Source organism: Rhodococcus sp. 14C212, assembly GCF_011058195.1.
GTDB lineage: Bacteria > Actinomycetota > Actinomycetes > Mycobacteriales > Mycobacteriaceae > Rhodococcus > Rhodococcus aetherivorans.
In genome coordinates this window covers 1-24359 of the sequence record NZ_JAALEH010000022.1, presented here as the reverse complement: position 1 = coordinate 24359, position 24359 = coordinate 1, and the positions used below count along the sequence as shown (strand labels likewise).

General features: G+C 69.1%; 25 protein-coding genes and 1 pseudogene. 9 read left to right on the top strand and 17 right to left on the bottom strand.

Annotation, left to right across the window (positions count from 1 at the left end; translation table 11 throughout):
* Window positions 1-177 precede the first annotated feature (177 nt).
* From G6038_RS12400 to G6038_RS12385, 4 genes and pseudogenes are all read left to right on the top strand, one after another.
* Complete coding sequence (locus G6038_RS12400) at window positions 178-1512, top strand: MFS transporter (protein WP_165038037.1); 1335 nt, start codon at window positions 178-180, stop codon at window positions 1510-1512.
* Between the two features lie 609 nt (window positions 1513-2121).
* Window positions 2122-3144, top strand: a complete 1023-nt coding sequence (locus tag G6038_RS12395) for a putative sulfate exporter family transporter (protein ID WP_165038124.1) — start codon at window positions 2122-2124, stop codon at window positions 3142-3144.
* Window positions 3145-3217: 73 nt separating this feature from the next.
* Complete coding sequence (locus G6038_RS12390; RefSeq protein ID WP_165038035.1) at window positions 3218-3952, top strand: TSUP family transporter; 735 nt, start codon at window positions 3218-3220, stop codon at window positions 3950-3952.
* A 30-nt stretch (window positions 3953-3982) separates the two neighbouring features.
* A pseudogene (locus G6038_RS12385) lies at window positions 3983-4193 on the top strand (acyl-CoA dehydrogenase family protein); the annotation flags it as partial.
* A gap of 28 nt (window positions 4194-4221) precedes the next feature.
* On the opposite strand, the gene G6038_RS12380 reads toward G6038_RS12385, so the two are convergent.
* The 13 genes from G6038_RS12380 to G6038_RS12320 form a co-directional block, all read right to left on the bottom strand.
* Window positions 4222-4866 carry an NAD(P)H-dependent oxidoreductase gene (locus tag G6038_RS12380; protein ID WP_165038033.1) on the bottom strand — a complete coding sequence of 215 codons (645 nt, stop codon included), beginning with the start codon at window positions 4864-4866 and terminating at the stop codon, window positions 4222-4224.
* Window positions 4867-4928: 62 nt separating this feature from the next.
* Window positions 4929-6146: a CaiB/BaiF CoA-transferase family protein gene (locus tag G6038_RS12375; RefSeq protein WP_165038031.1), complete on the bottom strand. Its 1218-nt coding sequence runs from the start codon at window positions 6144-6146 to the stop codon at window positions 4929-4931.
* Window positions 6143-6916, bottom strand: coding sequence for a tyrosine-protein phosphatase (locus G6038_RS12370; protein WP_165038029.1), 774 nt, complete (start codon window positions 6914-6916; stop codon window positions 6143-6145). Before G6038_RS12370 ends, G6038_RS12375 begins: the two co-directional genes overlap by 4 nt.
* 93 nt (window positions 6917-7009) lie before the next feature.
* Window positions 7010-8086: an acyl-CoA dehydrogenase gene (locus tag G6038_RS12365; RefSeq protein WP_165038027.1), complete on the bottom strand. Its 1077-nt coding sequence runs from the start codon at window positions 8084-8086 to the stop codon at window positions 7010-7012.
* Window positions 8086-9234, bottom strand: a complete 1149-nt coding sequence (locus G6038_RS12360; RefSeq protein WP_165038025.1) for an acyl-CoA dehydrogenase family protein — start codon at window positions 9232-9234, stop codon at window positions 8086-8088. The genes G6038_RS12365 and G6038_RS12360 overlap by 1 nt, the downstream gene beginning before the upstream one ends.
* A 23-nt stretch (window positions 9235-9257) precedes the next feature.
* A complete protein-coding gene (locus G6038_RS12355; protein ID WP_346772807.1) occupies window positions 9258-9839 on the bottom strand; it encodes a TetR/AcrR family transcriptional regulator in 582 nt (193 codons plus the stop codon).
* Between the two features lie 38 nt (window positions 9840-9877).
* The gene (locus G6038_RS12350; RefSeq protein ID WP_165038021.1) at window positions 9878-11428 is read right to left on the bottom strand and encodes an acyl-CoA synthetase; all 1551 of its coding nucleotides are present in this window, start codon (window positions 11426-11428) and stop codon (window positions 9878-9880) included.
* 33 nt (window positions 11429-11461) lie between these two features.
* Window positions 11462-12619: an acyl-CoA dehydrogenase family protein gene (locus tag G6038_RS12345; RefSeq protein WP_165038019.1), complete on the bottom strand. Its 1158-nt coding sequence runs from the start codon at window positions 12617-12619 to the stop codon at window positions 11462-11464.
* A 46-nt stretch (window positions 12620-12665) separates the two neighbouring features.
* Window positions 12666-13475 carry a crotonase/enoyl-CoA hydratase family protein gene (locus G6038_RS12340; protein WP_165038017.1) on the bottom strand — a complete coding sequence of 270 codons (810 nt, stop codon included), beginning with the start codon at window positions 13473-13475 and terminating at the stop codon, window positions 12666-12668.
* A gap of 129 nt (window positions 13476-13604) precedes the next feature.
* On the bottom strand, window positions 13605-14951 hold the full coding sequence (locus G6038_RS12335) for a permease prefix domain 1-containing protein (RefSeq protein WP_165038015.1): 1347 nt from the start codon (window positions 14949-14951) through the stop codon (window positions 13605-13607).
* The gene (locus G6038_RS12330) at window positions 14951-15313 is read right to left on the bottom strand and encodes a helix-turn-helix transcriptional regulator (RefSeq protein ID WP_165038013.1); all 363 of its coding nucleotides are present in this window, start codon (window positions 15311-15313) and stop codon (window positions 14951-14953) included. The genes G6038_RS12335 and G6038_RS12330 overlap by 1 nt, the downstream gene beginning before the upstream one ends.
* A gap of 144 nt (window positions 15314-15457) precedes the next feature.
* Entirely contained in the window at window positions 15458-15709 is a 252-nt protein-coding gene (locus G6038_RS12325; protein WP_006947358.1) for a hypothetical protein, read from the bottom strand.
* A 95-nt stretch (window positions 15710-15804) separates the two neighbouring features.
* Window positions 15805-16248: a hypothetical protein gene (locus G6038_RS12320; protein ID WP_165038011.1), complete on the bottom strand. Its 444-nt coding sequence runs from the start codon at window positions 16246-16248 to the stop codon at window positions 15805-15807.
* A gap of 144 nt (window positions 16249-16392) precedes the next feature.
* Between G6038_RS12320 and G6038_RS12315 the strand changes: the two genes are divergently transcribed.
* Window positions 16393-16731, top strand: a complete 339-nt coding sequence (locus G6038_RS12315) for a hypothetical protein (protein WP_165038009.1) — start codon at window positions 16393-16395, stop codon at window positions 16729-16731.
* An 83-nt stretch (window positions 16732-16814) separates the two neighbouring features.
* Window positions 16815-17261 (top strand): acyl transferase, encoded by a 447-nt coding sequence (locus G6038_RS12310; protein WP_240918452.1) that lies wholly within the window; start codon window positions 16815-16817, stop codon window positions 17259-17261.
* 39 nt (window positions 17262-17300) lie between these two features.
* Here the strand turns inward: G6038_RS12310 and G6038_RS12305 are convergent, their stop codons facing one another.
* Window positions 17301-18089, bottom strand: coding sequence for an alpha/beta fold hydrolase (locus G6038_RS12305; RefSeq protein ID WP_240918451.1), 789 nt, complete (start codon window positions 18087-18089; stop codon window positions 17301-17303).
* Window positions 18090-18151: 62 nt separating this feature from the next.
* Window positions 18152-18859: an SOS response-associated peptidase gene (locus G6038_RS12300; RefSeq protein WP_165038007.1), complete on the bottom strand. Its 708-nt coding sequence runs from the start codon at window positions 18857-18859 to the stop codon at window positions 18152-18154.
* A gap of 259 nt (window positions 18860-19118) precedes the next feature.
* Between G6038_RS12300 and thiD the strand changes: the two genes are divergently transcribed.
* Together thiD and G6038_RS12290 are read left to right on the top strand one after the other, a co-directional pair.
* Window positions 19119-19931, top strand: coding sequence for a bifunctional hydroxymethylpyrimidine kinase/phosphomethylpyrimidine kinase (gene thiD, locus G6038_RS12295; RefSeq protein WP_165038121.1), 813 nt, complete (start codon window positions 19119-19121; stop codon window positions 19929-19931).
* A 119-nt stretch (window positions 19932-20050) separates the two neighbouring features.
* Window positions 20051-20749, top strand: a complete 699-nt coding sequence (locus G6038_RS12290; RefSeq protein WP_165038005.1) for an SDR family oxidoreductase — start codon at window positions 20051-20053, stop codon at window positions 20747-20749.
* Between the two features lie 113 nt (window positions 20750-20862).
* Here G6038_RS12290 and G6038_RS12285 read toward each other — a convergent pair whose 3' ends face one another.
* A complete protein-coding gene (locus G6038_RS12285; RefSeq protein WP_165038003.1) occupies window positions 20863-22263 on the bottom strand; it encodes an AarF/UbiB family protein in 1401 nt (466 codons plus the stop codon).
* A gap of 168 nt (window positions 22264-22431) precedes the next feature.
* On the opposite strand from G6038_RS12285, the gene G6038_RS12280 reads away from it, so the two are divergent.
* Window positions 22432-23427 (top strand): sigma-70 family RNA polymerase sigma factor, encoded by a 996-nt coding sequence (locus G6038_RS12280; protein WP_165038001.1) that lies wholly within the window; start codon window positions 22432-22434, stop codon window positions 23425-23427.
* Between the two features lie 9 nt (window positions 23428-23436).
* On the opposite strand, the gene G6038_RS12275 is transcribed toward G6038_RS12280, so the two are convergent.
* Entirely contained in the window at window positions 23437-23889 is a 453-nt protein-coding gene (locus tag G6038_RS12275; RefSeq protein ID WP_165037999.1) for a VOC family protein, read from the bottom strand.
* Between the last annotated feature and the right edge of the window lie 470 nt (window positions 23890-24359).

Here is a 24359-nt window from a genome sequence, read left to right as displayed (position 1 = left end):
GCACAACGCCAAGGCTCCGGCCATCCGCCAATCGTCGACCGGAGCACGCGAGCCCTTCGAAGTTCTGAGCTACTGCTTTACCTGACCTGGACTGTCGTCCCATCGAGCCACGTATCAAGGTTCGAAGTAGTAACGATACCGACCGCGGTCGGTATCATCAAACCAAGGAGCGTCACAGTGGACATAAGCGCAGAGCGGGTTCCGACGAGGCTGGACAGAGAGACGCCACTGCCTGACGTCGAACCGAAGAATGGGATCGGGAAGGTTGTCGCGGCGAGTACGGTCGGGACATCCATCGAGTACTACGACTATTTCATCTTCGGAACCGCCGCGGCCATCGTCTTCCCGCAACTCTTCTTTCCGTCGTTCAGCCCCGTCGCAGGTACACTCGCGGCCTTCGCGACATTCGGCGCCGGATTCATCGCTCGGCCACTCGGCGCTGCTGTGGCCGGCCATTTCGGCGACCGGATCGGCCGCAAGTCCATGCTGGTGACCACTCTTCTCGTCATGGGCATCGCAACCTTCCTCATCGGCGTATTGCCTACCTACAACGCCATCGGCGTCTGGGCGCCGATACTCCTCGTCGTCCTTCGCCTCGTCCAGGGATTCGGAGTAGGAGGCGAGCTCCCCGGTGCGCAGCTCATGTGCGTCGAACATGCGCCGCCGAATCGGCGCGGGTTCTACGGCAGCTGGCCGCAGAGCGCGTCACCCATCGGTCTTGCCCTCGCCACTGGAGCTTTTGTACTCATCGGGAATTTCCTTGCAGAAGATCAGTTCATGTCGTGGGGTTGGCGGATCCCCTTCCTTCTCAGTGGACTTCTAGTCCTGGTAGGCATCTTCGTGCGTCTGTCGACTCACGAGAGTCCCGCATTCGAGAGAGTCCAGAAACTCGGCGCCGAGACCGCAATGCCTCTCCGCGAATTCGTCAGCAACAACCGCGTGTCGGCCGCCCGCGGCATCGGGATGTACTTGGGCGTCACCGTCATCTACTACATTGTGACGACCTTCATGATTTCCTACACCACTGGGCAACTGGAGATGAGCCGTTCCACCGTACTGAACGTTGTCCTTCTGGCACAGCCGCTCTTCTTCGGGCTCTGCCTCATGGGCGGTGCACTGTCGGACAAGTTCGGTCGTCATCGCATTTACGCCTCGAGTTCGTTAGGCGTCGCTGTGGTCGCGTTTCCCGCCTTCGCCCTGATCGACCAGGCCACTCCACTGATGCTGTTCCTCGGAGTCGCGCTTCTCGGTGGCTTCCTCTTCGTCTACTGCGGAGTTCAGGGAGCTCTCTTCGCAGAGATGTTCGACGTGCGGGTCCGATACACCGGGATGTCGATGTCCATCGCTATCGCGACCCTCATCGGCGGGGCCTTCACACCATCGTTGGGCACCCTACTCGTTGCGTGGTTCGATGGACGGAGCTACGGCGTATCTCTGCTGGTAATTGCCATCGCCCTTGTTGCCGCGGTCTCAGCGAACAGCGGTAGGAAGGCTAAGAGCTTCAGAAACTGAGAATCCGCCGCAGACTCCGGGGAAGATTCTCCGGTTATGCGCCCGAGGACCAGCGGAGCCCACTTCCCCGAAGGTCGGTGCGGAATCACACCACGAATTTCGGACGGCCTGTCCCGATATCACCACTGCGCGCGATCCACGCGCTCGCAGTCGATCGGAGGGTCATTACTCCGGAAGTGGCCTCCGCCGGTCCCATCGTTTCACGCCGGTGCTCCAGCTCCGGCTGTAGGGCAGCACATTTCTTCGAAGTCCGGCCACGAAATCGGAGGGGCATCGAGAAAGGCGCGACGACTCGAAGTCGCTGACACACCCCAGTGACGCCCGGAAGCAATGAAATCCCGCCTCACAAACGAGCAGACGGTCCACACCCCACTGTCCCGGTGCCGGAACCCGAACCGGCGTCGTTGCGGACCTTGCCCTACCCCAAGCCGCGAGACCGACAGTCACACCAGCAGGAGGGTCATGCGTTCAGAGCATGAACAGGCAAACGCGTATGAGCGTGATATCGGGGTGTCAAATCGACCAGTACCCAGTCTGTTCCATTCTTCGGAAGTTGAACGAGTGAGAAGTCAACAGAGTACATCGAAGACCGGCGAGCAATCCGCGGGGATCAAATCGGTGCAGTCGCCACTGGCGATCGGCATCTCCACGCTGGCACCGGGGCTTGCATTGTGCCTCATCGGAACAGCGGTCGCGCTGGGTGTGAACCGACTCCTGCCGACCGTGAGCCCACTGCTGATCGCCATCGTGCTCGGAGCGGTTCTCACGAATGTTCTGCACCTTCCCGAACTCGTGCGTCCTGGCCTGACCTTTTCGGCGAAGAGGATACTGCGCGTTGGCGTCGCACTGCTGGGGCTACAACTGCTCCTCAGCGACATCCTCACACTCGGCTGGGGGGTCAGCCTCGTGGTGGTCGCGATCGTCTTCCTCGGCATTGTCGGAACGATGTTCGTGGGCAAGCTTCTCGGACTCACATGGACACAGCGACTACTGATCGCGTGTGGATTCTCGATTTGCGGAGCAGCAGCGGTCGCGGCCGTGGACGGTGTCGCAGACGCAAAGGAGGAGGAGGTACTCACCGCGGTCGCGCTCGTCGTCATCTTCGGCACCTTGATGATTCCGACCATCCCACTGCTCTCACGAGTCCTCGGACTCTCGGACACCGACGCCGGGCTGTGGGCGGGCGGGTCGATCCACGAGGTCGCACAGGCCGTCGCGGCGGCTGGTGCGATCGGCGGTACAGCATTGGGGGTTGCAGCCGTCATCAAGCTGGCCCGCGTGCTCATGCTCGCTCCACTCATCGCTGTACTCAGCATGCGCCAACGCAGGTTGGCCGGCAGAGGCGCGGACGTCAAACGTCCCCCGCTGATCCCGCTGTTCGTTCTCGCCTTCCTCGTCTGCGTAGGCCTACGGTCAACTGGCATACTCCCCGCCGATCTCCTCGCCCACGCCAAGACGCTGCAGACCGCTCTCCTCACCGCAGCAATGTTCGCCCTCGGCGCCGGCGTCCGCATCGAAACGATAAGGAAGGTCGGTGCACGCCCTTTCATCCTCGCCACCGTCTCCACCGTCCTGGTCGCGTCCGTTGCCCTGACCGGAGTGCTGTTGACGGACGCGGACCTCGGATCATAACTGACGAGCACTTATCGCTCGCTCGAAGTCACGACCCCAAGTAGCCCCACAGGCGCATGCAAAGAAGGCTGAGATGGATATCGAACAGCTCGTCTTCGGAACGGTCATCGTCACGGTAGCCGCAGGAATAGGGGGAATCACCGGATTCGGTTTCGCGCTGGTGTCCACGCCGCTGTTCCTCCTTATCGGACTACCGCTGCCCACAGTAGTGGCCCTCAACATGGCCTTCGGGATGTCAACTCGTCTCCCGGTCGCGATTCAACTCAGACGGCAGGTCGACTACCTCCGCGTCTCTGTGGTCATCCTGGGCACCCTGCCCGGCATGGCCGTAGGGCTACTCCTCCTCAACACCGTGGATGCGAGCCTCCTCAAGAAGGCGGTGGGCGTGGCCGTGCTCGTCGCCGCCGTAGCGCTTGCGACTTCACGACCAACCGGCCGAAAGTTCAGTACGACTGCATCGTTCGGAGTAGGTTCGATCGCCGGCGCGCTCGGAGTCGTCGGGTCACTGAATGGAGTACCTCCGGCCGTCATGTACGCCCGAGAAGGCCGCAGTGCCATATCAACCCTGGCCGACATGGCAGCCATCGTTGTTGCTTCGAGCGCCATCACCGGAATCCTGGTCGTCCTGAATCAAATCGGGGACATGAAAATGGTCCTGATCGGTGTAGTGTTCTGGCTACCCGTGGCGCTGCTAACGACTGTTGTCAGCACCCACCTTGCGGTTCGTCTGCCCGTGCAGGCCTTTCGTTCGGCGGTGATTGTTTTGATCGCGGCAGGCGGCATGTCCGTCCTGCTGTCGCCTGGCTGATGCGAACTCCTCGATGGACCGCCCGAGGGCGAGCTCACCGCCGTCGTCGCCGCCGTGGCCACATGGTGGGGCAAGCGAGCTGCAGAATCGCGTCGTCGACCGGTGCATGCAGGTGCACGGGGGCTACGGCTACATGATGGCGTTCCCCATCGGTCGCGCCTACGTCGACACCCGCATCCAGACCCTCTACGGTGGCACCACCGAGATCATCGGCTGCGACATTTCCGCCGAATTCGCCTGAGAACCAACAGGAGGACCGGCCGCGCCGGTCAGGCGCCGAGGTCGTGCGCGAGCCGCTGCACCCGCTCGCGCGCCGCGTCCAGGCTCGCCGTGGAGCGCTCGGTCATCGGCGCCAGCGCCGGAATACGGGACGCGAGAGTGTATTCGGCGGTCACGACCGTGACATCCATGCCCAGCGACGTGCCGAGCACCTGCTGCAGCGGCGGCACGGTGTGGTCGAGCCCCTCGTCCGGGTCGCCGGGCCCGTAGGCCAGCCCGCGGCTCGAGATCACCACGACGGGCATGCCCGCGAACGGCTGGTCCGGCGTGTCGAACGGCACGGTGGTGCCGAGCACGTGGACGTGGTCGATCCACGCCTTCAGCGTCGACGGCAGCGACCAGTTGTACATCGGGGCGCCGATCACGACGACGTCGGCTGCGGCCACCTCGGCGATCAGCTGGGTCTGCACCGCCTCGGCCGCGGGGTCGACGGAGGCGCCGGGTGCCCGCAGGCGCGCCGCGTAGTGCAGTTCCGCGTCCACGAGATGCGGGACCGGGTCTCGGTGCAGGTCCCGCTCGACCACGGTGTGGCCGGGTCCGCGGCGGCGCCACGTGTCGGCGAACAGGCGGGTCAGTTCGCGCGTGACGGACGTCTGCAGGTTCGCGGACGAATCGAGCTGCAGCAACTGGGGCACGTCGGGCTCCTTCGGGTTCGAGTACTGCGCCGGGTCGATTACTGCGCTGGGCCGGCTACCGGCTACTGCACGATGCCGGCGGCACGCAGCCCGGCGACCTGCTCGTCGGTGAGGCCGAGTTCGGCGAGCACCGCGTCGGTGTGCTGGCCCAGCGCCGGGACCGCACCCATGCGCAGCTCGACATCGGAGAACGTCATGGGCGGCAGCACCGCCCGCACCACTCCGGCCTCGGTGCCGACCTCCCGCCAGCGGTCACGGTCGGCGAGCTGTGGATGCTCGATCAGGTGCTTCATGTCGTTCAGGCGGGCGGCCGGAACACCGGCCGCGGCGAGCCGCTTGTCCAGTTCGGCGGTCTCGAAGCGGCGCGTGTTCTCGGCGACGACCGCGTCGGTCTCGGCGCGGTGCTGCACCCGCAGGATGTTCGTCGCGAACTTCGGGTGCTCGGCGAGATCCGGGCGGCCGAACACCTCGGTGACCAGCGCCCGCCAGCCGCGGTCGTTCTGCACGCCGATGAGAATCTTCCCGTCGACGGTCGGGTACGCGTCGTAGGGCGCGATCGACGCGTGGCTCAGACCCATCCGCTGGACCTGCGTGTCCTGGTACATCTGCAGGTACATCGGGTGGCCGAGCCACTCGACGGTCGCGTCGAACATCGACACGTCGATCGTCGCCCCCGCGCCGGTGCGCTCGCGCCGGAACAGTGCCGCCTGGATCGAGGTGAGCGCGTACATGCCGGCCGCGATGTCGGAGGTCGGGATACCGGTCTTGGTGGCGGTCTCCGGGGTGCCGGTGATCGAGCACAGCCCGGTCTCGGCCTGGACCAGCATGTCGTAGGCCTTGCGCTCGCGCAGCGGGCCCTCGGTGCCGTAACCGGTCATGTTCACCACGATCAGCTCGGGCCGCTCGCGCCGCAGCTCGTCGGCGCCGAGCCCGAGCCGCGCCGCCGCGCCGGGCGCGAAGTTCTGGATCACCACGTCGGCCTCGTCGACGAGCCGGCGCACCGCGGCCACGCCCTCGGCGGCCTTGAGATCGACGCAGATCGACTCCTTGCCGCGGTTGAGCCACACGAAATGCGATGCCAGCCCGTGCACGGCGGCGTCGTAGTTGCGGGCGAAGTCGCCCTCCCCGATGCGTTCGACCTTGATGACGCGGGCACCGAGATCGGCGAGGTGGCGGGTCGCGATGGGGGCGGCGACCGCCTGCTCGAGGCTGACGACGGTGATGCCGTCCAGCGGCAGGCCCGCCGATCCCCCGGCTTTCGGCTCGCTGTGCTCGCTCATCGCGTCTGTGCCTTCCTGTCTCCGTATGCCGTTGCAGTCACGTCTTCTCCTCGGGCCCGTGAGCGCCATCGCCGCACGTCGTCCTCCTCCGCCCCGTGTTCGATCAGCCAGGCCCCCGGTCCTCCGGGATGCGCGACGAGGCGTTCGACGATCGGGGAGATCGCCTCGGCCGGGGCGCGGAACAGGTCGGACGGCACTGCCCGGCCACCGTCCGGGGACGAGCCGCCCAGGCGCAGCCCGACGGCCTCCCAGCGACGCAGGAGCAGGGGCATGTTCGTGTCGGTGGCCGCGTAGTCGTCGACGACGGCCTGCGGTTCCACGCCCGCGGCGAGCAGCAGGACGGCGACGGCGAGACCGGTGCGGTCCTTGCCGGCGGTGCAGTGCACGAGGACCGGACCCGCGGCCCGCGCGACGACCGGCACGAGGCCGGCGAACAGCGGCGCGGCCACGTCGAACACCCGGCCGTAGAGTTCGGCGAGGCCGAGCCCGGTGCGCCCGGCCGGCGCGGCGTCCGCGTGCAGCGACAGGCGATGCACGTGCGTGCCGTCCGGCCAGGTGTAGGCGCGGTGCCCGCGTTCGGCGTCGGAACGCAGGTCCACCACCGTCGTGGGCGGCCGGTCGGAGAGGACGCCGCGCACCACGTCGCCGGTGTAGCAGGCGTCGCCCCGGTACAGCACGCCGGGCGCGGTGCGACCGCCGTCGGTCAGCGGCAGTCCGCCGAGATCCCGCAGATTCACCGGCCCGGGCACGAACTGCTCTTCGTCCTGCACTTGCGCCTCTTCTCACTCGACCGGGACAACACGCCCCGTCACCCCACAGTTCATACCGGGCCGGTGGTGCCTGTCCAGCGGGCGGCGGGCGCCCTATTCCGGTCGGCCGTCGGCGATCAACGGCCAGAGCCCCCGGGAGCCGGCATCGACGGCCGCCGCGGTGAGCACCTCGTCCCAGAACCGCACGGAGCCGAACTCCCTGCGCCACGACAGCAACCGGTTCGCGTGCCGGTGCAGCTCGTGCTCCATGGTGAAGCCGATCGCGCCGAGACTCTGGTGGGCGTTGCGCACGACCACCGACGCGGCGTGCCCCGCGCAGGACTTCGCGGCAGCGATCGCGAATCCCGCTTCGTCGCTGCCGAATCCGGAATCCTCGGCGATCGTCACGGCGGCCTGTGCGGCGGCGCGCGCGAGCGCGCCCTCGGCGGCGATGTCCGACACCAGGTGCTGCACGGCCTGGAACTTGGCGAGGGGACGGCCGAACTGGACGCGGGCGGTGGTGTGCCCGACCACCAGGTCGAGCACCCGCTCCATCGCGCCGCTCATCGCCAGCGCCCGGGCGAGCGCGCCCCGGCGCAGGAACTCCTCCGCGGTGCCTGCCGGCACCTCGGCGCCGGACAGCGCGGAGACATCGACACGGATGTGGTCGCGTGGCTCGGACGCGACGTCGACCGCCTCGGTGACCTCGACGTCGGCGCGGGCGACGTCGGCGACCCGCCACGTGCCGTCCGCCTCCCACAGCACGACGACGGCGTCGACGTCGCGGGCCCACGGCACGTGCCGGGCCGAGCCGTCGGCGGCCAGCACGGCGGCGGTGCGTGCCGCCGCCGGATCGGTCACCGCGCGCTCGCAGCCGGACAGCTGCAGCAGCCAGCCCGCGAGGAGGTCGTTCTCGGCCACCGGCACCGCCGCGGCACCGGCGCCCGCGGCGCCGAGCAGGTATGCGGCCTCGGCCCATCCTGCCTCGCTGCCCCCGTCCGCCTCCGGACCGGTGAGCCGGGCGAGACCGAGTTCGACCAGGGTGGACCACAGTTCGCGGTCGAGGCGCAGCGGCCCGGTGAGGCGGTGATCGTCGCCGCGGCGCTCACCGAAGACCTGTTCGAGCATCTGCGCGAATTCGCGCATCTCCACGTCGTTACCGGTCGACGTGCCGTTCGTCGCGTTGCTCATCAGCGCATCCCCAATCCCCGCGCGATGACCCCGCGCAGAATCTCACTCGTGCCGCCTCGGAGGGTGAATCCGGGACGCTGCATGACACCCGCCCGCACCAGCTCGGCGAACCGATCACCGGCGGTGTCGGTCTCGTCGGCCAGTTCGTCGGCGAGGTCGGCGATGTCGCCCTCGGTCTGGGTGCCGAGCACCTTGACCACCGAGGCGGCGACCTCCGCATTCTCGTGCCGCTGCAGCGCCTCGGACACCCCGCGGGACATGTGGTGCAGGCCGAAGATCCGGCCGACGAACGCGCCGATGCGGGGGTCGGCCGGCAGGCGGCCGGCGGCGGCCTCGTCCACCGCGCCGGCGAGCACCCCGAAGGTGGACATGAAGCGTTCCGGGCCGCTGCGCTCGTAGCCGAGTTCGGAGGTGACCTGCGCCCAACCGTCGCCGACGGTGCCGAGCACGAGGTCGTCGGGCACGAACACGTCGTCGAGGACGACCTCGTTGAAGTGGTGCTCCCCGGACATCGACAGCACGGGCCGGATCTCCACGCCGGGCGAGTCGAGCAGGACGATGAACTGGCTCAGGCCGGCGTGCCGGTGCGCCGGGTCGAGCGGGGCGGAGCGGGCCAGCCCGAAGAAGGCGTCGGCGTGGTGGGCGCCGGAGGTCCACAGCTTGGTGCCGGTGAGGCGCCAACCGCCGTCGACCTGCACGGCCTTGGTCTTCACGCTCGCCAGGTCGGATCCGGACTCGGGCTCACTCATGCCGATGGCCCAGCAGATCTCGCCGCGGGCGATGCCGGGCAGGAACCGTCGCTTCTGCTCCTCGGTGCCGTACTTGAGCAGCGAGGGCGCGGCCTGCCGGTCCGCCACCCACTGGGCGGCGACGGGCGCGCCGACCGCGAGGAGTTCCTCGGTGACGACGAAACGCTCCATGAAGGTGCGGCCGTGCCCGCCGTACTCGGTGGGGATGGTCATGCCGACCCAGCCGCGGGCGGCCAGGGCCTTGGTGAAGTCGGTGTTCCAGCGGGCGAGCCAGGTGTCCACGCCCGGGGCGAACACGCCCGCCTCGATCTGCTCGCGCAGAAAGGCGCGCACCTCGGCCCGCAACGCGGCGAGACTCGGGTCGGGGGCGCCGGCGGACGGCACCAGTGATGTACGCATGGTCGTCTTCTTCCGTGAGTGGGTCAGGGTCGCGGCTGCAGCAGCAGCAGGGCCAGATCGCCGTACCGGCCCGCGATGTCGGCGGGGGTGTCCGGACCGTCCGGGTCGTACCAGTTCGCGATCGAGGTCGTCATCGCCAGGATCGAGCGGCGACAGTCCTCCGGGTAGGGGGTGGTGAACGCTCCGGATCGCATCCCGTCCTCGATGATGCTGCCCAGCAACTCGTTTCCGGAACGTCGCCGCTGCTCGTAGACGGCCGCGTTGTCCGGTTCCAGATTGCGGACCTCGGTGCCGATCATCAGGCTCTGCTCCTGGCAGGTGGTCCGGAACCGGACCAGGGCGATCACCAGGGCCCGCAGCCGCTCCACCGGGTCGTCACCGACGCGCGACAGCTCCTCGTCGCACATCGCGTCGAAGGCGTTCACGCCGTCGATGAGGATGGCCAGCAGCAGGTCCTGCTTGTTCTTGTAGTGGTAGTACAGCGCCGACAGGCTGACGCCCGCCTCCTGGGCGATCGTCCGGATCGAGGACGCACCGTATCCGTTGCGGACGAACTCGCGACGTGCCGCCTCGATGAACACCCGTTGCCGCTCCGACGGCGCCACTGTTTCTCCCTGTCGTGCGTACGTTCCCCGCCGAACGCTCATCCGTTGCCTCCGGCGGTCGCGGGGCGCAGCGCCCCCTTGACGAGCTTGCCGGTGGGCGTCCGGGGCAGCGCATCGACGAAGTCGACGCTGCGCGGGCACTTGTACCCGGCGATGCGGTCGCGGCAGTAGGCGATCAGCTCCGCGGCCAGCGCGTCGTCGCCGGCGACACCGGGCGCGGGCTGCACCACGGCCTTGACCGACTCGCCCATCTCGGCGTCCGGCACACCGATCACCGCGACGTCGAACACCTTGGGGTGCAGGGCGAGTGCGTTCTCGATCTCCTGCGGGTAGATGTTCACCCCGCCGGAGATGATGGTGAACTTCGCCCGGTCGGTGAGGAAGAGGTAGTCGTCCTCGTCGAGATAGCCGATGTCCCCGGTCGTCGCCCAGGTGGGATGGAGCGGGTTGCGCGACTCGGCCGTCTTCTCCGGATCGTTGTGGTACTCGAAGGTGTAGCCGGGACGTTCGAAGTAGATCAACCCGATCTGTCCGTGCGGCAACTCCGTTCCGTCCTCGGCACAGATGTGGGCGAGGCTGGCACGGCCGTGTCCGGTGCGGCCGACGGTGCCGGGCTTGCGGAGCCACTCCTGCGGCGAGACGATGGTGCTGCCGACCGATTCGGTGGACGAGTAGTACTCGTAGATCACCTCGCCCCACCAGTCGATCATCGCCTGCTTGACCTCGACCGGGCACGGGGCGGCCGAGTGGATGGCCGCCCGCATCGCGGACAGGTCGTAGCGGCCGCGGATCTGCTCGGGCAGCTGCAGCAACCGGACGAAATGCGTGGGCACCCACTGACTGTGGGTCACACGGTAGCGCTCGAGGTGCGCCAGGCAGGTCTCGGCGTCGAACCTGCCCGCGACGATCGCCGTGCCACCGAGCGCCTGCGCCGCGGCACCGAACCGCAGCGGCGCGGCATGGTAGATCGGGGCGGGCGCGTAGTACACGCAGTCGTCGTCGAAGCCGAAGCTCTGCAGCAGTCCGACCGCGTTGGAGGCCGCCTGCTCACCGACCTGCGCGCCGCTGAGCGCGGGCTTGATCCCCTTCGGCCGGCCGGTCGTGCCCGACGAGTAGAGCATGTCCGTCCCGCCGGGCTGGTCGACCGGCGGGGTGGTGCTCATCGCGGCGATCTCGGTCTCGTATCCGAGGTGGCCGGGCACATTGCCGCCGAACGCCAGGCGGTGCCGCACCTTCGGCGTGTCGCCGGCCACGGCGACCGCGAGGTCCGCGAGGGGCGCGGACACCACGAGGGCCGCGGCGTCACAGTCGTCGACGATGTAGGCGACCTCGGACGGGGCGAGATGCGTGTTCACGAACGTCACGTACATGCCGGAACGCACTGCGGCCCAATACAGTTCGAAGACCGTGATGTCGTTGACCGACAGCACGGCGAGGTGGTCGCCCGCGCCGAGTCCGTGCGCGCGGAGCCAGTGCGCGAACTGCACCGAACGGTCCTCGAGCTCGCGGTAGCTGATCTCGCGCCCCGTGGCCGCCTCGATCGCCGCCGGCTTGTCCGGGGTGATCGAGGCATAGCGTCCTGGATACATTCGTGCTCCTTCTGCCGGTCCGCGCCGGGACGCCTAGAGGCCGAGGTCCTTGGCGATGATCGTCTTCATGACTTCGCTGGTGCCGCCGTAGATCCGGCTGACGCGGGTGTCGGCGTAGAGACGGGCGATCGGGTATTCGGTGATGTAGCCGTAGCCCCCGTGCAACTGCAGGCACTTGTCGATCACGCGGCCGGCGACCTCGGTGCAGTACAGCTTGGCACGGGCGGCGTCGGCCACCGACAGCTCGCCCCGGTCGAGCAGCTCGAGGCAGTGGTCGGCGAAGACCCGTGCCGCCTGCACCTCGGCGGAGCATTCCGCGAGAACGAACTTGGTGTTCTGGAAGGAGGCCACCGGCTTGCCGAACACCTTGCGGTCCTTGGTGTATGCGACGGCATGCTCGATCGCGGCCGCGGCCTGGCCGACCTGGTTGAGCGCGATGCTCAGGCGTTCCTGGGGGAGATTGTGGGCGAGGTAGCCGAAGGCCTTGCCCTCCTCGCCGAGGAGGTTCTCCACCGGGACCCGCACGTCCTGGTACGACAGCTCGGCGGTGTCCTGCTGGTGCAGCCCGATCTTGTCCAGCTTGCGACCGACGGAGAACCCCTCGGCATCGGTGGGCACGCAGAGGATCGACAGGCCGGCACGGCGGTCCTCCGGGTCGAACGGCGCCGTCCGGCAGACGGTGAGGACCAGGTCGGCGGTGACACCGCCGGTGATGAACGTCTTCGCGCCGTTGACGACGTAGTGCGAGCCGTCGGCGGACAGCTTGGCGGTGGTGGCGATGTTGGCCAGGTCCGAGCCGGTGCCGGGCTCGGTCATCGCGATGGCGGTCATCATCCGGCCGGACGCGAAGTCCGGCAACCAGCGCTTCCGCTGCTCGTCGGTGCCGTATTCGAGCAGGTACGGCAGGATCAGGCAGGAGTGCACGGTGTAGGAGCCGAACGAGACGCCGGCCCGGGCCACCTCCTCGAACACGATGGCGTTGTACTTGAAGCTCGATTCGCCCCCGCCGCCGAACTCCTCGGGCACCTGGATGCCGAGGACGCCGAGCTCACCGAGACGGTGGAAGAACTCGCGCGGGGGCCGGCCCAGCGCATCCCACTCCGCCTGATGCGGCAGGACCTCGCGGTCGATGAAATCCCGCAGCATGGAACGGAATTCGTCGTGCTCCTGAGTGAAGATCGTCCGTTCCACGGCCGTCTCTCCTTCGTTGCGTGCGGCGACTCGGAGGCCGCGGCGGTCAGTTGCCGGTGAAGTTCCCGGTGCGGCGTTCGAGGAACGCCGAGAGTGCCTCGCCGTGGTCGGCGGTGTGGTGCGAGAGGGCCTGGAACGCGGCGGAGAGCTCGAGGATGCTGTCGAGATCCTGGCGCTGCCCCTCGCGCATCAGCTTCTTGGTCATGCGCAGCGCGTGCGGCGGATTCCCCGCGACCCGGGCGGCGAGTTCGTTCGCGGCGGCCAGCAGCTGATCGGGTTCGACGACGCGGGAGACCATGCCCCAGTCCAGCGCGGTCGCCGCGTCGACCCGGTCGCCGGTGAAGGCCATCTCCGCGGCCCGCGCCGCACCGATGGCGCGGGGCAGCAGCCATGCGCCGCCGTCGCCGGGGATGATGCCGAGCTTGACGAAGCTCTCGGCGAAGAATGCGGTGCTCGAAGCGATCCGCATGTCGCACATCATGGCCAGGTCGCAGCCGGCGCCGACCGCGGGGCCGTTGACGGCGGCGATGATCGGCACCTCGCAGTGGTAGATCGCCTTGGGCAGCCGCTGGATTCCGCGACGGTAGCCCTCACGCAGCTGATGCGGGGCACCACCGAACATCCCCGTGCGGTCGGCCATGTCCTTGACGTTGCCGCCGGCCGAGAAGGCGCTGCCGGCGCCGGTGAGGATCACCACGCGGGTCTCGTAGTCCGCGTTCGCCTCCTCCACCAGCTGCACCAGCCGCTCGACGACGTCGTCGCCGGAGATCGGATTGCGCGCCTCGGGCAGGTTGATCGTCCACGTCGTGACGTGGCCTTCCCGGCGGGAGAGTACGACGTCCTCGGGTGCGCTCATGCGGAGGTCCTTTCGGCCGGCGATCGGCGGCAGGCAGCAGATTAGGTCGAACGATCGTTCAAATTACTGCCTCGCGGTCCGGTTGTAAAGGCGTGGACGGATCGACGGCCGGTATTCGGTGACCGACGGTCACGCGAAGTCGAACATCGGCGGGAGGAAGCAGACGACCAGCGCCGCCCAGATGCCGAAGACGGGCAGGTAGCGGGTCTGCCAGCGTTCGATGGAGCCGAACCCGCGGCGGCCCCGGACGAACCCGAGGACGAGCCGGGCCGACCAGGCCAGATTGACCAGTAGAACCAGGTTCATCCCGAGTGCTGCCACCTTGTTGGGGGTGAAGCCGAACTCCGCGATGCGGGTCAGCATGGCTGCCAGCATGAGCAGGTCGACCGTGAGAGCAAGGACCACCAGGACGAGCTGGAGACAGTCGAACAGGTCGGGCGGCAGGTGAGGCTCGCGGGCGGAGACCGCATACAGCAGCAGTCCCAGGACCACGACGAGGATGAGATCCATCAGGATCAACAGGTTTCGGTCGACGTCGACGACGCTCCCGGTCGTCGCGAACGCCGCGAGCAGCACCAGCAACATGAGGATCGTGAGGGGTGTGAACACGCGGGTGAGGACGGGCGCGATGTTCTCCACCACGTTCTGCTTCGCCTCCACGAGCCAGGCGGCGACGACGACCGCACCCGCCGCGCCGAACGGCAGCACCCAGTCCTCGACGACCCACTCGGCATCCGTGCCGAGCGCGTCGAACGCGCCGATCGTCAGGCCCACGAGGACCCCGCCGCCGAGGGCGAGCAGGGTGAGGTAGACAACCCACTCACCGGTGAATCGGACGAAGTCCATCCACCGCCGGTCGGACCGCCACTCGCCTCCCACATATGCGAGGCCGACAACGAACCACAACGCGATCGGAACATGGATCGCGACGATCACCTCGGTCGAGCCGTTCGGGACGAACGGGAACACGTTCGCCACGACCGCCACCAGGGCGAACGGCACCAGCAGCCCCGCGGCGCCGCGGGGCGTCACGCGGCGCTTCCAGGCGAAGTACCCGGCGAGGAACGGAAGCACGAGAAGGCTCAGGTTGCGCGCGACGACGTCCTCGTCCAGTGTCGCCAGACCGGACTTCAGCGCGACCGCTCCGCCGACGGCGAGCGCGAGCACGACGAACAGCTCACGCGTGGGCCGGGTACCGGCGTCGTCCGGCGCGGCAGGCATCAACACGAGCTGCTTCCACAGCCGATCGGAATGCTCGCGCGCGAACTCTCGGGAGATGTCGTCCACGCTGCCCATGCGTTTGACCGCGACCAGGAAGGCCTCGTCGGCCCCCAACCCGGCGGCGGACAGATCCGAGATCTGGTCACGCAGGTGGTCTTCCATCTCGTCGGCGTCGGCGGCGGATATCGCGTGACGACGCTCGACGTAGCCGCGCCACTGACCGATCTGCGACTCCAACGCGGCGTCGGTGTCCATCACGACCATCCTTCGGCGGGGGTCGCGGGCACCTCGGCGCAGCGCCAGACCTGGCCCAGCGCGTCCGCCACCACGTCCCACTGACTGCGCCGTTCCGCGAGCACGCTCCGGCCCGCGTCGGTGATCGCATAGTGCTTGCGCCGGCGCCCACTCTCGGAACTTCCCCACGACGCCGACACGTATCCGGACCGTTCCAGACGGTGCAGCAGGGGATACAGCATTCCGTCGGTCCACTGGATCCGTCCACCGGACAGGTCCTTGACTCGTTTGAGGATGGCGTACCCGTAGGAGTCGCCGTCGGCGAGGATTCCGAGCACGAGCGGGGTCGCCGAGGCCGCCACCAGGTCCTTGTCGAGGTACATAGGACTCCTATACCTAGATCTGCTAGGTATCAACCTAGCAGATCCAGGCATGGGCCAACCGCGCTTCTCGCTGCGGACGGTTCGTCCGAGGCCGGCACGCCGGCGGGTTGCGTGTCGCGACGGTCCGGGACGTACGGACAGCGGTCAGGACTTCTTCGGCTCGGCCTCGACCTCGTCGTCGTCGGCGAAGACGAGCCGGCCGTCGTCCAGCGCGACGGCCCACCGGCGCACCGGCGCCCAGTCCCGTCCCAGCTGCTCGCCTGCCCGGGCGGCTTCGCTCGCATAGTCCTCGACCACCACGCCGGGCAGTCGGCTCTTGTCGTCGCCACGGCGCACCACCACCCGCGAGCCGACGGTGAGCCCGCCCCTGCCTGCAACTCCCGAGTTGTCACTCATGACAAATGATCATTGCATCGATCGCTCTTCCGGACACCTCTACCACGGCAGGACCACCTCCGTGTCGGCACCCGCGGTCACCGGCGGCGTCCATCTCACTCGACCACCGGGAAGAGGGACTCGCCGTCCTCGGGGCTGCCGTCGATCTGACCCCGATCGACCCGCGAGTCCTCGACGATGACGCCCTCGACCACCTCTGCGTGCTTACGCCCGCCGTCGACGGCGGTGTCGCCTCCGCCGTCGACGACGGCAGTGTCGCCTCCGTCGTCGACGATGTCCTCGGTCAGCTCGTCGTCCGGCATGGCCGCGACCGGCCGCTCCAGTGGCTCCGCGGGCGCCACGTCGGGTTCCTCCTCGGCGAGGCGCTGGTCCAGCGACTCGCCTTCCTGTTCCTCCCGCTGCGTGGTGCCGAATCGGTCGGCCCCGCTCCAGCCCTCCGGCGGGTCGACGACCTCGTCGCCGTCGTCGTTGCGGACTTCGTCGGCGTCGAGGCCCTCGCTCGGGCTGAGCGTGTCGCCGGCACCGTCTTCGATACTCATGGCTGCGAGGTACCCGAGCCGTGGGGCCGCGAAACGCGGACGGGTTTGCCTGCCCCGGATACCGGCTATGCCCGGGGCACGACCACTGAGGTCGAGTCCTGCCGTCAGTGAGGACGACCGCGGCCGATCGTTTCGGGGGGTGACATGACTCGAGGCCCGGAAGCCGGAAGCACCGAGACGTTGATCGTGGAGCTGGAGGACGCGGGCGGCACGTCGTGGTGGGCCTCCCTGCTTGCGACGCTGAGTTCGCAGTACGGCAACGCCTACAAGCGGTTCGTCGGCCGGGTGGACGGGGAACGCCGCTATGCCGGTCCTACCTTCCCGGTCCCGCGGACGTGGGGAGGCATCCCGCCGCAGGAGGCGTGGGCGCCCGAGATGAACCGGAGCCTCGCCGAAGTGCTCCGGCACATCGAGGACGATCACTGGGTGCAGACCGGCAAGGGGCAGCAGCCGTGGGAGTTCCGGTTCACCCGGCCACGGTGACCGGATCGCGAGGAGGATTCCGTGCGGATGAGAATATCGACAATCGTTGCCGCAGCGGTGATTTCGGTCGGATTCGCCGCGTCGTGCGGCGACGGCGACACCACGCCGGGCGCACAACCGGCTACGGGCGCGTCAGTGCCCACGGCGGCACCGGCCCCGACGACGACGGTCGAGAGCCGTCCCACGTCCCGTCGCCGGAGACGCCGCCGGCCCCGACGAGCGAGGACACGACGCCACCGCCCGGATCGTCCTTTCCCGGTGAGAATCTCACCCCGGGGGAGGCCGAAGCGCTTCAGCGTGCGGTCGACGAGGGGCGCCAGCCGTGGCGGCTGGATCCGTCCCTCGTCGCGCAGGCGTTCGTGGCGGCCCGATTCGGATGGAGCGACACCGACGCGCGCGCGGCCGACCCGCACACCGTCGAGGTGACCAACCGGGCGGACGGCAGCATCGTGGTGCTGCAGCTGCGCCGGCCCGCCCGGGAGGGCGCCGACGGAATCTGGGTCGTCACGGACGGCGTCCGGATCGGCTGAGCCACGATCGGAAGCGGAGCCGGCACCCACGCGCCGGAATCATGCCGCCGCCGCGGCCCGCCGGACCAGGTCGACGATGGCCTCGGGGGCATCCGACTGCGGCGCATGCCCGGCCCACGGCAGCGGCACGAACCGCGCGCCGGGAATCAGCGGGACGTACCGCACCGTCTGCGCGGACGCGACGACGTCGAGTACACCCTCCGCGAGGGTGACGGGGCACGCGATCCGGTCGAGACCCGTCGGCACGTCCGTCAGCACGGCGTTCCACAGCATCGACCAGTATCCCTCGGATTCCGCGAATCCTCCCTTCACGGAAAGTGATTCGGCTCGCGAGGCGCGCCACGGCAGGGCCCGCAGACCGGCGGTGAGCGCCGCACGTCCCACGGTGCTGTGCGACATCCGCTCGATCAGCGGGCTGCGTGCCTTGTTGCCGATCCGCGCGCCGGCCATGAGCAGTCCCTGGAACACCCGCTCGGGCGGCAATCCGAGACCGGACGGGGACAACGCCACCACCGAACGTGCACGGCCCCGTTTCGCGAGGTCCAGAGCCAGCCGGCCGCCGAGGGAGTTGCCCAGCACGTGCACCCGATCCAGACCGTGGGCGTCGAGGTCCGCGACGACGGCAGCGCCGAGGGACTCGACGGTGGGCCGGGTCGGCAGCGTCGGTGACGAGCCGTGGCCTGGGAGGTCCACGGCCAGGACGTCGAAGTGCTCGGCAAGGCGCGGAACGAGTTCGGCGAAGTCGTCGCGGGTGGCGCCGATGCCGTGCAGGAGAAGCAGTGGCTCGCTGGAACCGGCACGTCGATAGGCCATTCGAGGAGTGCGCATCGTGCCCATCCTGCCCGGACCGGACGGGCACGGCCACCCGAGCGCCGGTGGGGCAACCTTCGTCACACCGGCTCGAGCAGTTCCGGGCGGTTGTTGCGAGGGTTGTTGACCGCAGTGCCGACCTCGTAGGGCTGCAGGTGGGGTTCGGGGACGGAGGCGATCAGCGCGTCGACGTCGTCGCGGTCGGTGAGGGCCGGATCGAGCCACACGTCGTGGAACGACGGCGGCAGCACCAGCGGACACCGCTCGTGGATCTGTCCGGCGGCGTCGGTGGCCTCCGTCGTCAGCACGGTGACGGACCACAGCCACTTGTCGGGATCGTCGTCCGGCAGGTTCGGATCCGGCCACAGCTCGTACAGGCCGGCCATTCCGAGCACGCCGTCGCCGTGCAGGAAGTACGGGACCTTGGTGCCGTCCTCACGCTTCTGCCACTCGAAGTACCCGTCGGCCGGCAGGATGCACCGCCGCCGCGCGGCCGCTGCCTTGAACGACGGCTTCTCGGTGATCGTCTCGCAACGGGCGTTGATCAGTCGGTTACCGATCTTCGGGTCCTTGGCCCACGACGGCACCAGCCCCCACCGCGCGGACCGGAGCTGACGCACCGCCTCCGCGCCGGGGTCGTCCTTCGGGGCGCGCTCGAGCACCACCCGCACCGTCTGCGTCGGCGCGACGTTGTACGACGGAGGCAGCGGCTCGCCCACCGTCTCCACCACGTCGAACAGGGAGCGCAGTTCCTGATCGGTGACCGTGCTCGCATACCGCCCGCACATGCCGCCCACCTTCTGTCGTCGTGCCTCGACCGGTCGATTCCCATGGTGCCGCACCGCACCGACACGCGCCCGGCCCCCTGTGACGCCGGTCATCGGCACGGGTCGTCCGGCCGGGACGCACGGCCGGGCGCGCTAGCCTGGTGCCGGGACCGATCGTGCGAACCCGGCGACCTCGTCGCGGGCAGCCGCGGTCTCCCCCGACATGCCGGTGCCTTCCGGGCCCGGCACGAGTCTGTCCCCCATCGGATTGGAGTACATCGTGGTCGACCTCGCCTATGTCATCGCCGGGTCCGAAGCCACCGGCGGCGCAGGGTTGCAGGTGGATCTGAAGACATTCCAGGAGCTCGGCGTCTACGGCGTCGGCACCACCACCTGCATCGTCTCGTTCGACCCCCGGAACGACTGGTCGCACCGCTTCGTCCCGATCGCGCCCCAGGTCATCGCGGACCAGATCGAGGCCGCCACCGCGGCCCACGACCTCGACGTCGTCAAGATCGGCATGCTCGGCACCCCCGCGACCATCGAGGTGGTCGCCGAGAGCCTGCGTCGCCGGTCGTGGCGGCACGTCGTCCTGGACCCGGTGCTGATCTGCAAGGGTCAGGAACCAGGCGCCGCGCTCGACACCGACAACGCGCTGCGCGAGTCCGTGCTGCCGCTGGCCACGGTGGTCACCCCCAACCTGTTCGAGGCCCGCACCCTGGCGGGGATGGACCGCGTCGACACCGTCGACGACCTCGTCGAGGCCGCCCGCCGGATCCACGCCCTCGGCCCGCGGTACGTCCTCGCCAAGGGCGGCGTGGAGCTGGCGGGCGACGACGCCGTCGACGTGCTCTTCGACGGCGCGGAGATCACCGTGTTCTCCGCGCCGAAGGTCGGCCGGGAACGGGTCTCCGGCGCCGGCTGCACGCTCGCCGCGGCCGTGACCGCCGAACTCGCCAAGGGCGCCGACGTGCCCGCCGCCGTCGCGCTGGCGAAGGACTTCGTCACCGCCGGCATCGAGGGCCGGGTCGGGGCGCACACGCCGTTCGACACGGTGTGGCAGGGCGCGTACGCGGCGTCGCGCTCCGCGTAGGACCACCTCTCCGTCGGCGGGCCGGATTCGCCCATCGGTGTGGCTCGGTATCGCGATGCGCGGGTACGTCCGACGCCTATCGTGGACGGGCATCCGTCCGCTCGGCCGAGAGGATTCCCATGACCGCGATCCGGACCGCGCTCGTCACCGGCGGGACCGGCGGGCTCGGTGCCGCCGTCACGACGCATCTGCTCGAGACCGGCTGGCGGGTCGTGGTCCCCTGGGTGGCTCGTACCGAACTCGGCCGGCTCGCGGACCATCCGGGTCTGCATCTCGTGGAGGCGGACCTGTCCGACGAGGCGCAGCTGCGGCAGGCCGTCTCGCTCGCGGCGGCCGAGGAATCCGCGCCGCTGTTCGGCGTGGTGAATCTGGTGGGCGGGTTCACCTCGGGGCCGCGGGTACACGAGACTCCGATCGAGGTCCTCGACGCCCAGCTGGATCTGAACGTGCGCACCGCCTACGCCGTGACCCACGCGGCGCTGCCGCACCTGCTCGCGGGCGGCGGTGGGTCGGTGGTCTGCATGTCCACCGCGGCGACGAAGCGGCCGTTCGCCGGGGGTGCCGCCTACGTCGCGTCGAAAGCCGCCGTGACCGCACTGGCCGAGACCCTGGCCGTCGAGTACGCCGCCGACGGCGTCCGGGTCAACGCGCTGCTGCCCGTCGTCATCGACACGCCCGCGAACCGGGCGGCGATGCCCGACGCGGACCGGCGCTCGTGGTCGCAGCCCGTCGAGATCGCGCGCGTGATCCGGTTCCTGCTCTCCGACGACGGCGCCGCCGTCACCGGGGCTTCGATACCCGTCACGCACGTGGGCTGACGCGCCCCGCGCACTCCGCAGCCGACGGACGTCCCCGGCTCGAACCGAGCGAATGGACCATGCTGTCGACGTAAGGAGCTGAACGATACATTCGCTCGTCCCGCGCGCCCGCGCTACGCGGGTAGCTCGAGTCCCAGCTCGGCGGCGCGGCGCGCCACCTCCTCGGGGAAGACGTTGCGCAGCAGGTACAGGTCCTGGCCGATGACCCAGCCGGGGGCGAGGGCGGTGGCGTAGCGCTCGAAGTAGCCGAGCTGCTTGCCGAACAGCACCAGTTCCTCGGGGCTGGCGATCCCCCACTGCTTGCCGAGCCGGATCAGCGCGACGATGAGTTCGCTGAGTCGCAGCTGTCCGAGGTCGCGCCCGAGGATCGGCGCGAGGGCCTGCGCCACCTGCCGGCCGATCTCGGCGTCGTCGGCATCGAGTCCGCTGGTGTAGCCGAGTGCGCGGATGCCCTGTGCCACGCGGGCGAAGTCCCCGTCGATGGCGGTCGCGCGGAACAGGTCGCGCAGGATGGTGCGCCAGTGCTCGGGCAGTTCGCCGACGATGCCGAAGTCCAGGAAGGCGAGGCGGCCGTCGTCGAGCAGCCACAGGTTCCCGGCGTGCACGTCGCCGTGGAACGGCCCGTGCAGGACCACCGATTCGATCCATACCTTCACCCCGCGACGGATGAGCAGGCGGGTGTCGATGCCGGCGCCGGCGGGCACGCGGTCCATGGGCACACCGCGAAGGCGTTCCATGCAGATCACGCGCGGCCCGCAGTAGTCCCAGTACACCTGCGGCGTGGTGACGGCCGTGTTGTCCCCGAACGCACCGATGCACTCCCGGAACCGGCTCTGCCGGTCCGCCTCGACCGCGCTGTTGAGTTCGGTCATCGTGGACGAGTGCAGGTCGCGGATGATGGCGGTGGCGTTCGCGATGCGGAAGAACTCGAAGGCCTGCAGCAGGCGCGCGCCCAGGTAGGCCGCACGCAGGTCGATGAGCATGCGGTGAGCGATGCCGGGCCGCTGCACCTTCACGACCGCCTCACGCCCGTCGTGCAGGACACACGCGTGCACCTGGCCGACGGACGCGGCGGCCAGCGGGAGGTCGTCGAACCGGGCGAACAGTTCGCCGACGGGATGCCCGAGGTCTTCCTCGATCACGGCGCGGGCCTGGTCCGCGGAGACGGGCGCGACGTCGTCCAGGCAGCGCAGGCACGCGTCGGCCAGCGGCTTGGGGAACACACCGGACGACGAGGCCATGAGCTGGCCGAGCTTGACGAATGTGGGGCCGAGGATCTCGAATGCGTCGACGGTGCCCTCGGCGGCGGCGTCGGCCGGGCCGCGCCCGTCGGGTCGCAGCGGCCAGGCCAGCAGTTTCAGCAGCACGCTGACGACGAGCACCACGGCGACGACGACCGTGCGGCCGGCTTCGCGCAGACCGAAACGCTCGAGCGGGGGCATGTCGACGTGCAGGGCCGACGCGGGCGGTCCCCCGGCGTACGGACCTGTCGGTCGTGGCGCGATGTCGGGCACGCGTCCCCCTCGTCCTTGCTGCCTGCCGGCGGGGCTGTCGGCCGGAGGCAGTTACTGGACGGTACCCGGAGTGCACAGATAGTTCGAGGCCCTGTTTCCTGTCGGCCCCCGGGGCTACGCTCACGCTCGTAACTGCACTTCGGACCGACGGGCAGGCGGGGGCACACCATGACGGAGCAGGTTCTCGATTCGCAGGACGACTTTCTGACGCTTGCCGGTCCGTACCGGCGTGAGCTGCTGGCGCACTGTTACCGGATGAGCGGCTCGATCCACGACGCGGAGGACCTCGTGCAGGAGACGTACCTGCGCGCCTGGCGCGGCTACGCCAACTTCGGCGGCCGCTCGTCGCTGCGGACGTGGCTGCACCGCATCGCGACCAACGTGTGCCTGACCGCGCTGGAGGGCCGGTCACGCCGGCCGCTGCCGACCGGGCTGGGGGCGCCGAGTTCGGATCCGGTGGACGATCTCGTCGAACGCGGGGAAGTGCCGTGGCTCGAGCCGATCCCCGGCGGATCCTTCGGCGACGACGGCCGGCCGGACGACCCGACGGACCCGGCGGCGATCGTGACCTCGCGCGAGTCCATCCGTCTGGCGTTCGTCGCGGCGCTGCAGCATCTGTCGGCGCGGCAGCGGGCGGTGCTGCTGCTGCGGGACGTGCTGCAGTGGCGGGCGACGGAGGTGGCCACCGCGCTGGACACCTCGACGGCCGCGGTGAACAGCCTGCTCCAACGGGCGCGTGCGCAGCTGCAGCAGGCGCAGGTGACGAAGGAGAATCTGGTCGAGCCGGAAAGCCCGGAGGCGCAGGCCCTGGTGCGGCGCTGGGTCGAGGGGTTCGAGAAGTACGACATCGATTCGATCGTCGAGATGCTCACCCAGGAGGCGGTGTGGGAGATGCCGCCGTTCGAGGGCTGGTACCGCGGCGCCGAGGCGATCGGAACCCTCATCCGGACGCACTGCCCGGCGAGCGGGCCGGGTGACCAGGTTCTGCTGCCCACGGTGGCGAACGGGCAGCCCGCCCTCGGCCTCTACATGAGAGGCGAGGACGGGCAGCACCATCCGTTTCAGCTGCAGGTGCTCGATGTCGTGGGCGACCGGGTCGTGCATGTGACGGTGTTCTTCGACACCGAGCTGTTCGCCCTGTTCGGGTTGCCCGAGCACCCCTGACGCCGGCCGCTACGTCTGCACGGACGTCTCGGACTGGGGTCCCATCGCGGCGGCCGCTGCCTCGACGTCCATCCACATGACCTCCCAGACGTGACCGTCGAGGTCGCGGAAGGCCCGGCCGTACATGAAGTCGGTCTTCATCTCCTCCGACCCGGCGGTGATCCAGTCGCTGCCCCCGGCGGCGAGCGCGGCGTCGACGAGCCGGTCGACCTCGTCGCGGCTGTCGGCGGACACGCTCATGAGCACCTCGCGGGCCGCGGCGGTGTCGCAGATGTCGCCGGTGATGAAGTCGCGGAAGCGCGGCTCCTCGAGGAGCATCACGTAGGTCTGTTCGTTGATTTCGAGGCAGGCGGTGTTGGCGTCGCAGAACATCTCGTTGAAGGTGAAGCCGAGAGCGTCGAAGAACGTGCGGGTGGCGGCGACATCCTTGACGGGCAGGTTGGCGAAGAGCATGCGGGACATCTTCAACTCCTTGCGTGTGAGCGGGCGGACGGTACCTCGTATGAGGGTGTCGAGCAGGTAGACCACCCGGCAGCGGGAAACTCATCGCGCCGCCCGGGATCGACGAAATCCCGGCGCAGGTCCGTGCGAGGAACTACGCTCTGCGGCCGGTGCTTCGCGCACCGAAGCAATGGACCATACCCCCGCGGGTATGTATCCTGGGCTTCAGGCGGCCGACGGAGAACATGGGCCGCAACCGACACCGCGTCCCTCCTCCCTCCCCCCGTAGGTGGGACGTGGCGCCGGGCGTCACGCGCCCGGCGCGGGCCCCCTGCCCTCCCTCCCCTCGGGCAGGGGGCTTCGTCGTTTCCGGACCGGCCGGCTCGCGCCCGTCGCACCGCAGGAACAAATTCCCCGGCCGGTCGGTTAGAGTAGTTGCATAGTCAACTACATGCCGAAGGAGCCCGCCATGCCCGCGGTGACCGTAGACA

Coding starts and splice junctions, on each gene's coding strand:
- G6038_RS12390 (WP_165038035.1), top strand. CDS start 3,218: ATGGATATCGAACAGCTCGTCTTCGGAACGGTCATCGTCACGGTAGCC.
- G6038_RS12375 (WP_165038031.1), bottom strand. CDS start 6,146: ATGAGCGAGCACAGCGAGCCGAAAGCCGGGGGATCGGCGGGCCTGCCG.
- G6038_RS12365 (WP_165038027.1), bottom strand. CDS start 8,086: ATGAGCAACGCGACGAACGGCACGTCGACCGGTAACGACGTGGAGATG.
- G6038_RS12360 (WP_165038025.1), bottom strand. CDS start 9,234: ATGCGTACATCACTGGTGCCGTCCGCCGGCGCCCCCGACCCGAGTCTC.
- G6038_RS12350 (WP_165038021.1), bottom strand. CDS start 11,428: ATGTATCCAGGACGCTATGCCTCGATCACCCCGGACAAGCCGGCGGCG.
- G6038_RS12340 (WP_165038017.1), bottom strand. CDS start 13,475: ATGAGCGCACCCGAGGACGTCGTACTCTCCCGCCGGGAAGGCCACGTC.
- G6038_RS12335 (WP_165038015.1), bottom strand. CDS start 14,951: ATGGACACCGACGCCGCGTTGGAGTCGCAGATCGGTCAGTGGCGCGGC.
- G6038_RS12330 (WP_165038013.1), bottom strand. CDS start 15,313: ATGTACCTCGACAAGGACCTGGTGGCGGCCTCGGCGACCCCGCTCGTG.
- G6038_RS12325 (WP_006947358.1), bottom strand. CDS start 15,709: ATGAGTGACAACTCGGGAGTTGCAGGCAGGGGCGGGCTCACCGTCGGC.
- G6038_RS12320 (WP_165038011.1), bottom strand. CDS start 16,248: ATGAGTATCGAAGACGGTGCCGGCGACACGCTCAGCCCGAGCGAGGGC.
- G6038_RS12315 (WP_165038009.1), top strand. CDS start 16,393: ATGACTCGAGGCCCGGAAGCCGGAAGCACCGAGACGTTGATCGTGGAG.
- G6038_RS12305 (WP_240918451.1), bottom strand. CDS start 18,089: ATGCGCACTCCTCGAATGGCCTATCGACGTGCCGGTTCCAGCGAGCCA.
- G6038_RS12300 (WP_165038007.1), bottom strand. CDS start 18,859: ATGTGCGGGCGGTATGCGAGCACGGTCACCGATCAGGAACTGCGCTCC.
- G6038_RS12290 (WP_165038005.1), top strand. CDS start 20,051: ATGACCGCGATCCGGACCGCGCTCGTCACCGGCGGGACCGGCGGGCTC.
- G6038_RS12280 (WP_165038001.1), top strand. CDS start 22,432: ATGACGGAGCAGGTTCTCGATTCGCAGGACGACTTTCTGACGCTTGCC.
- G6038_RS12275 (WP_165037999.1), bottom strand. CDS start 23,889: ATGTCCCGCATGCTCTTCGCCAACCTGCCCGTCAAGGATGTCGCCGCC.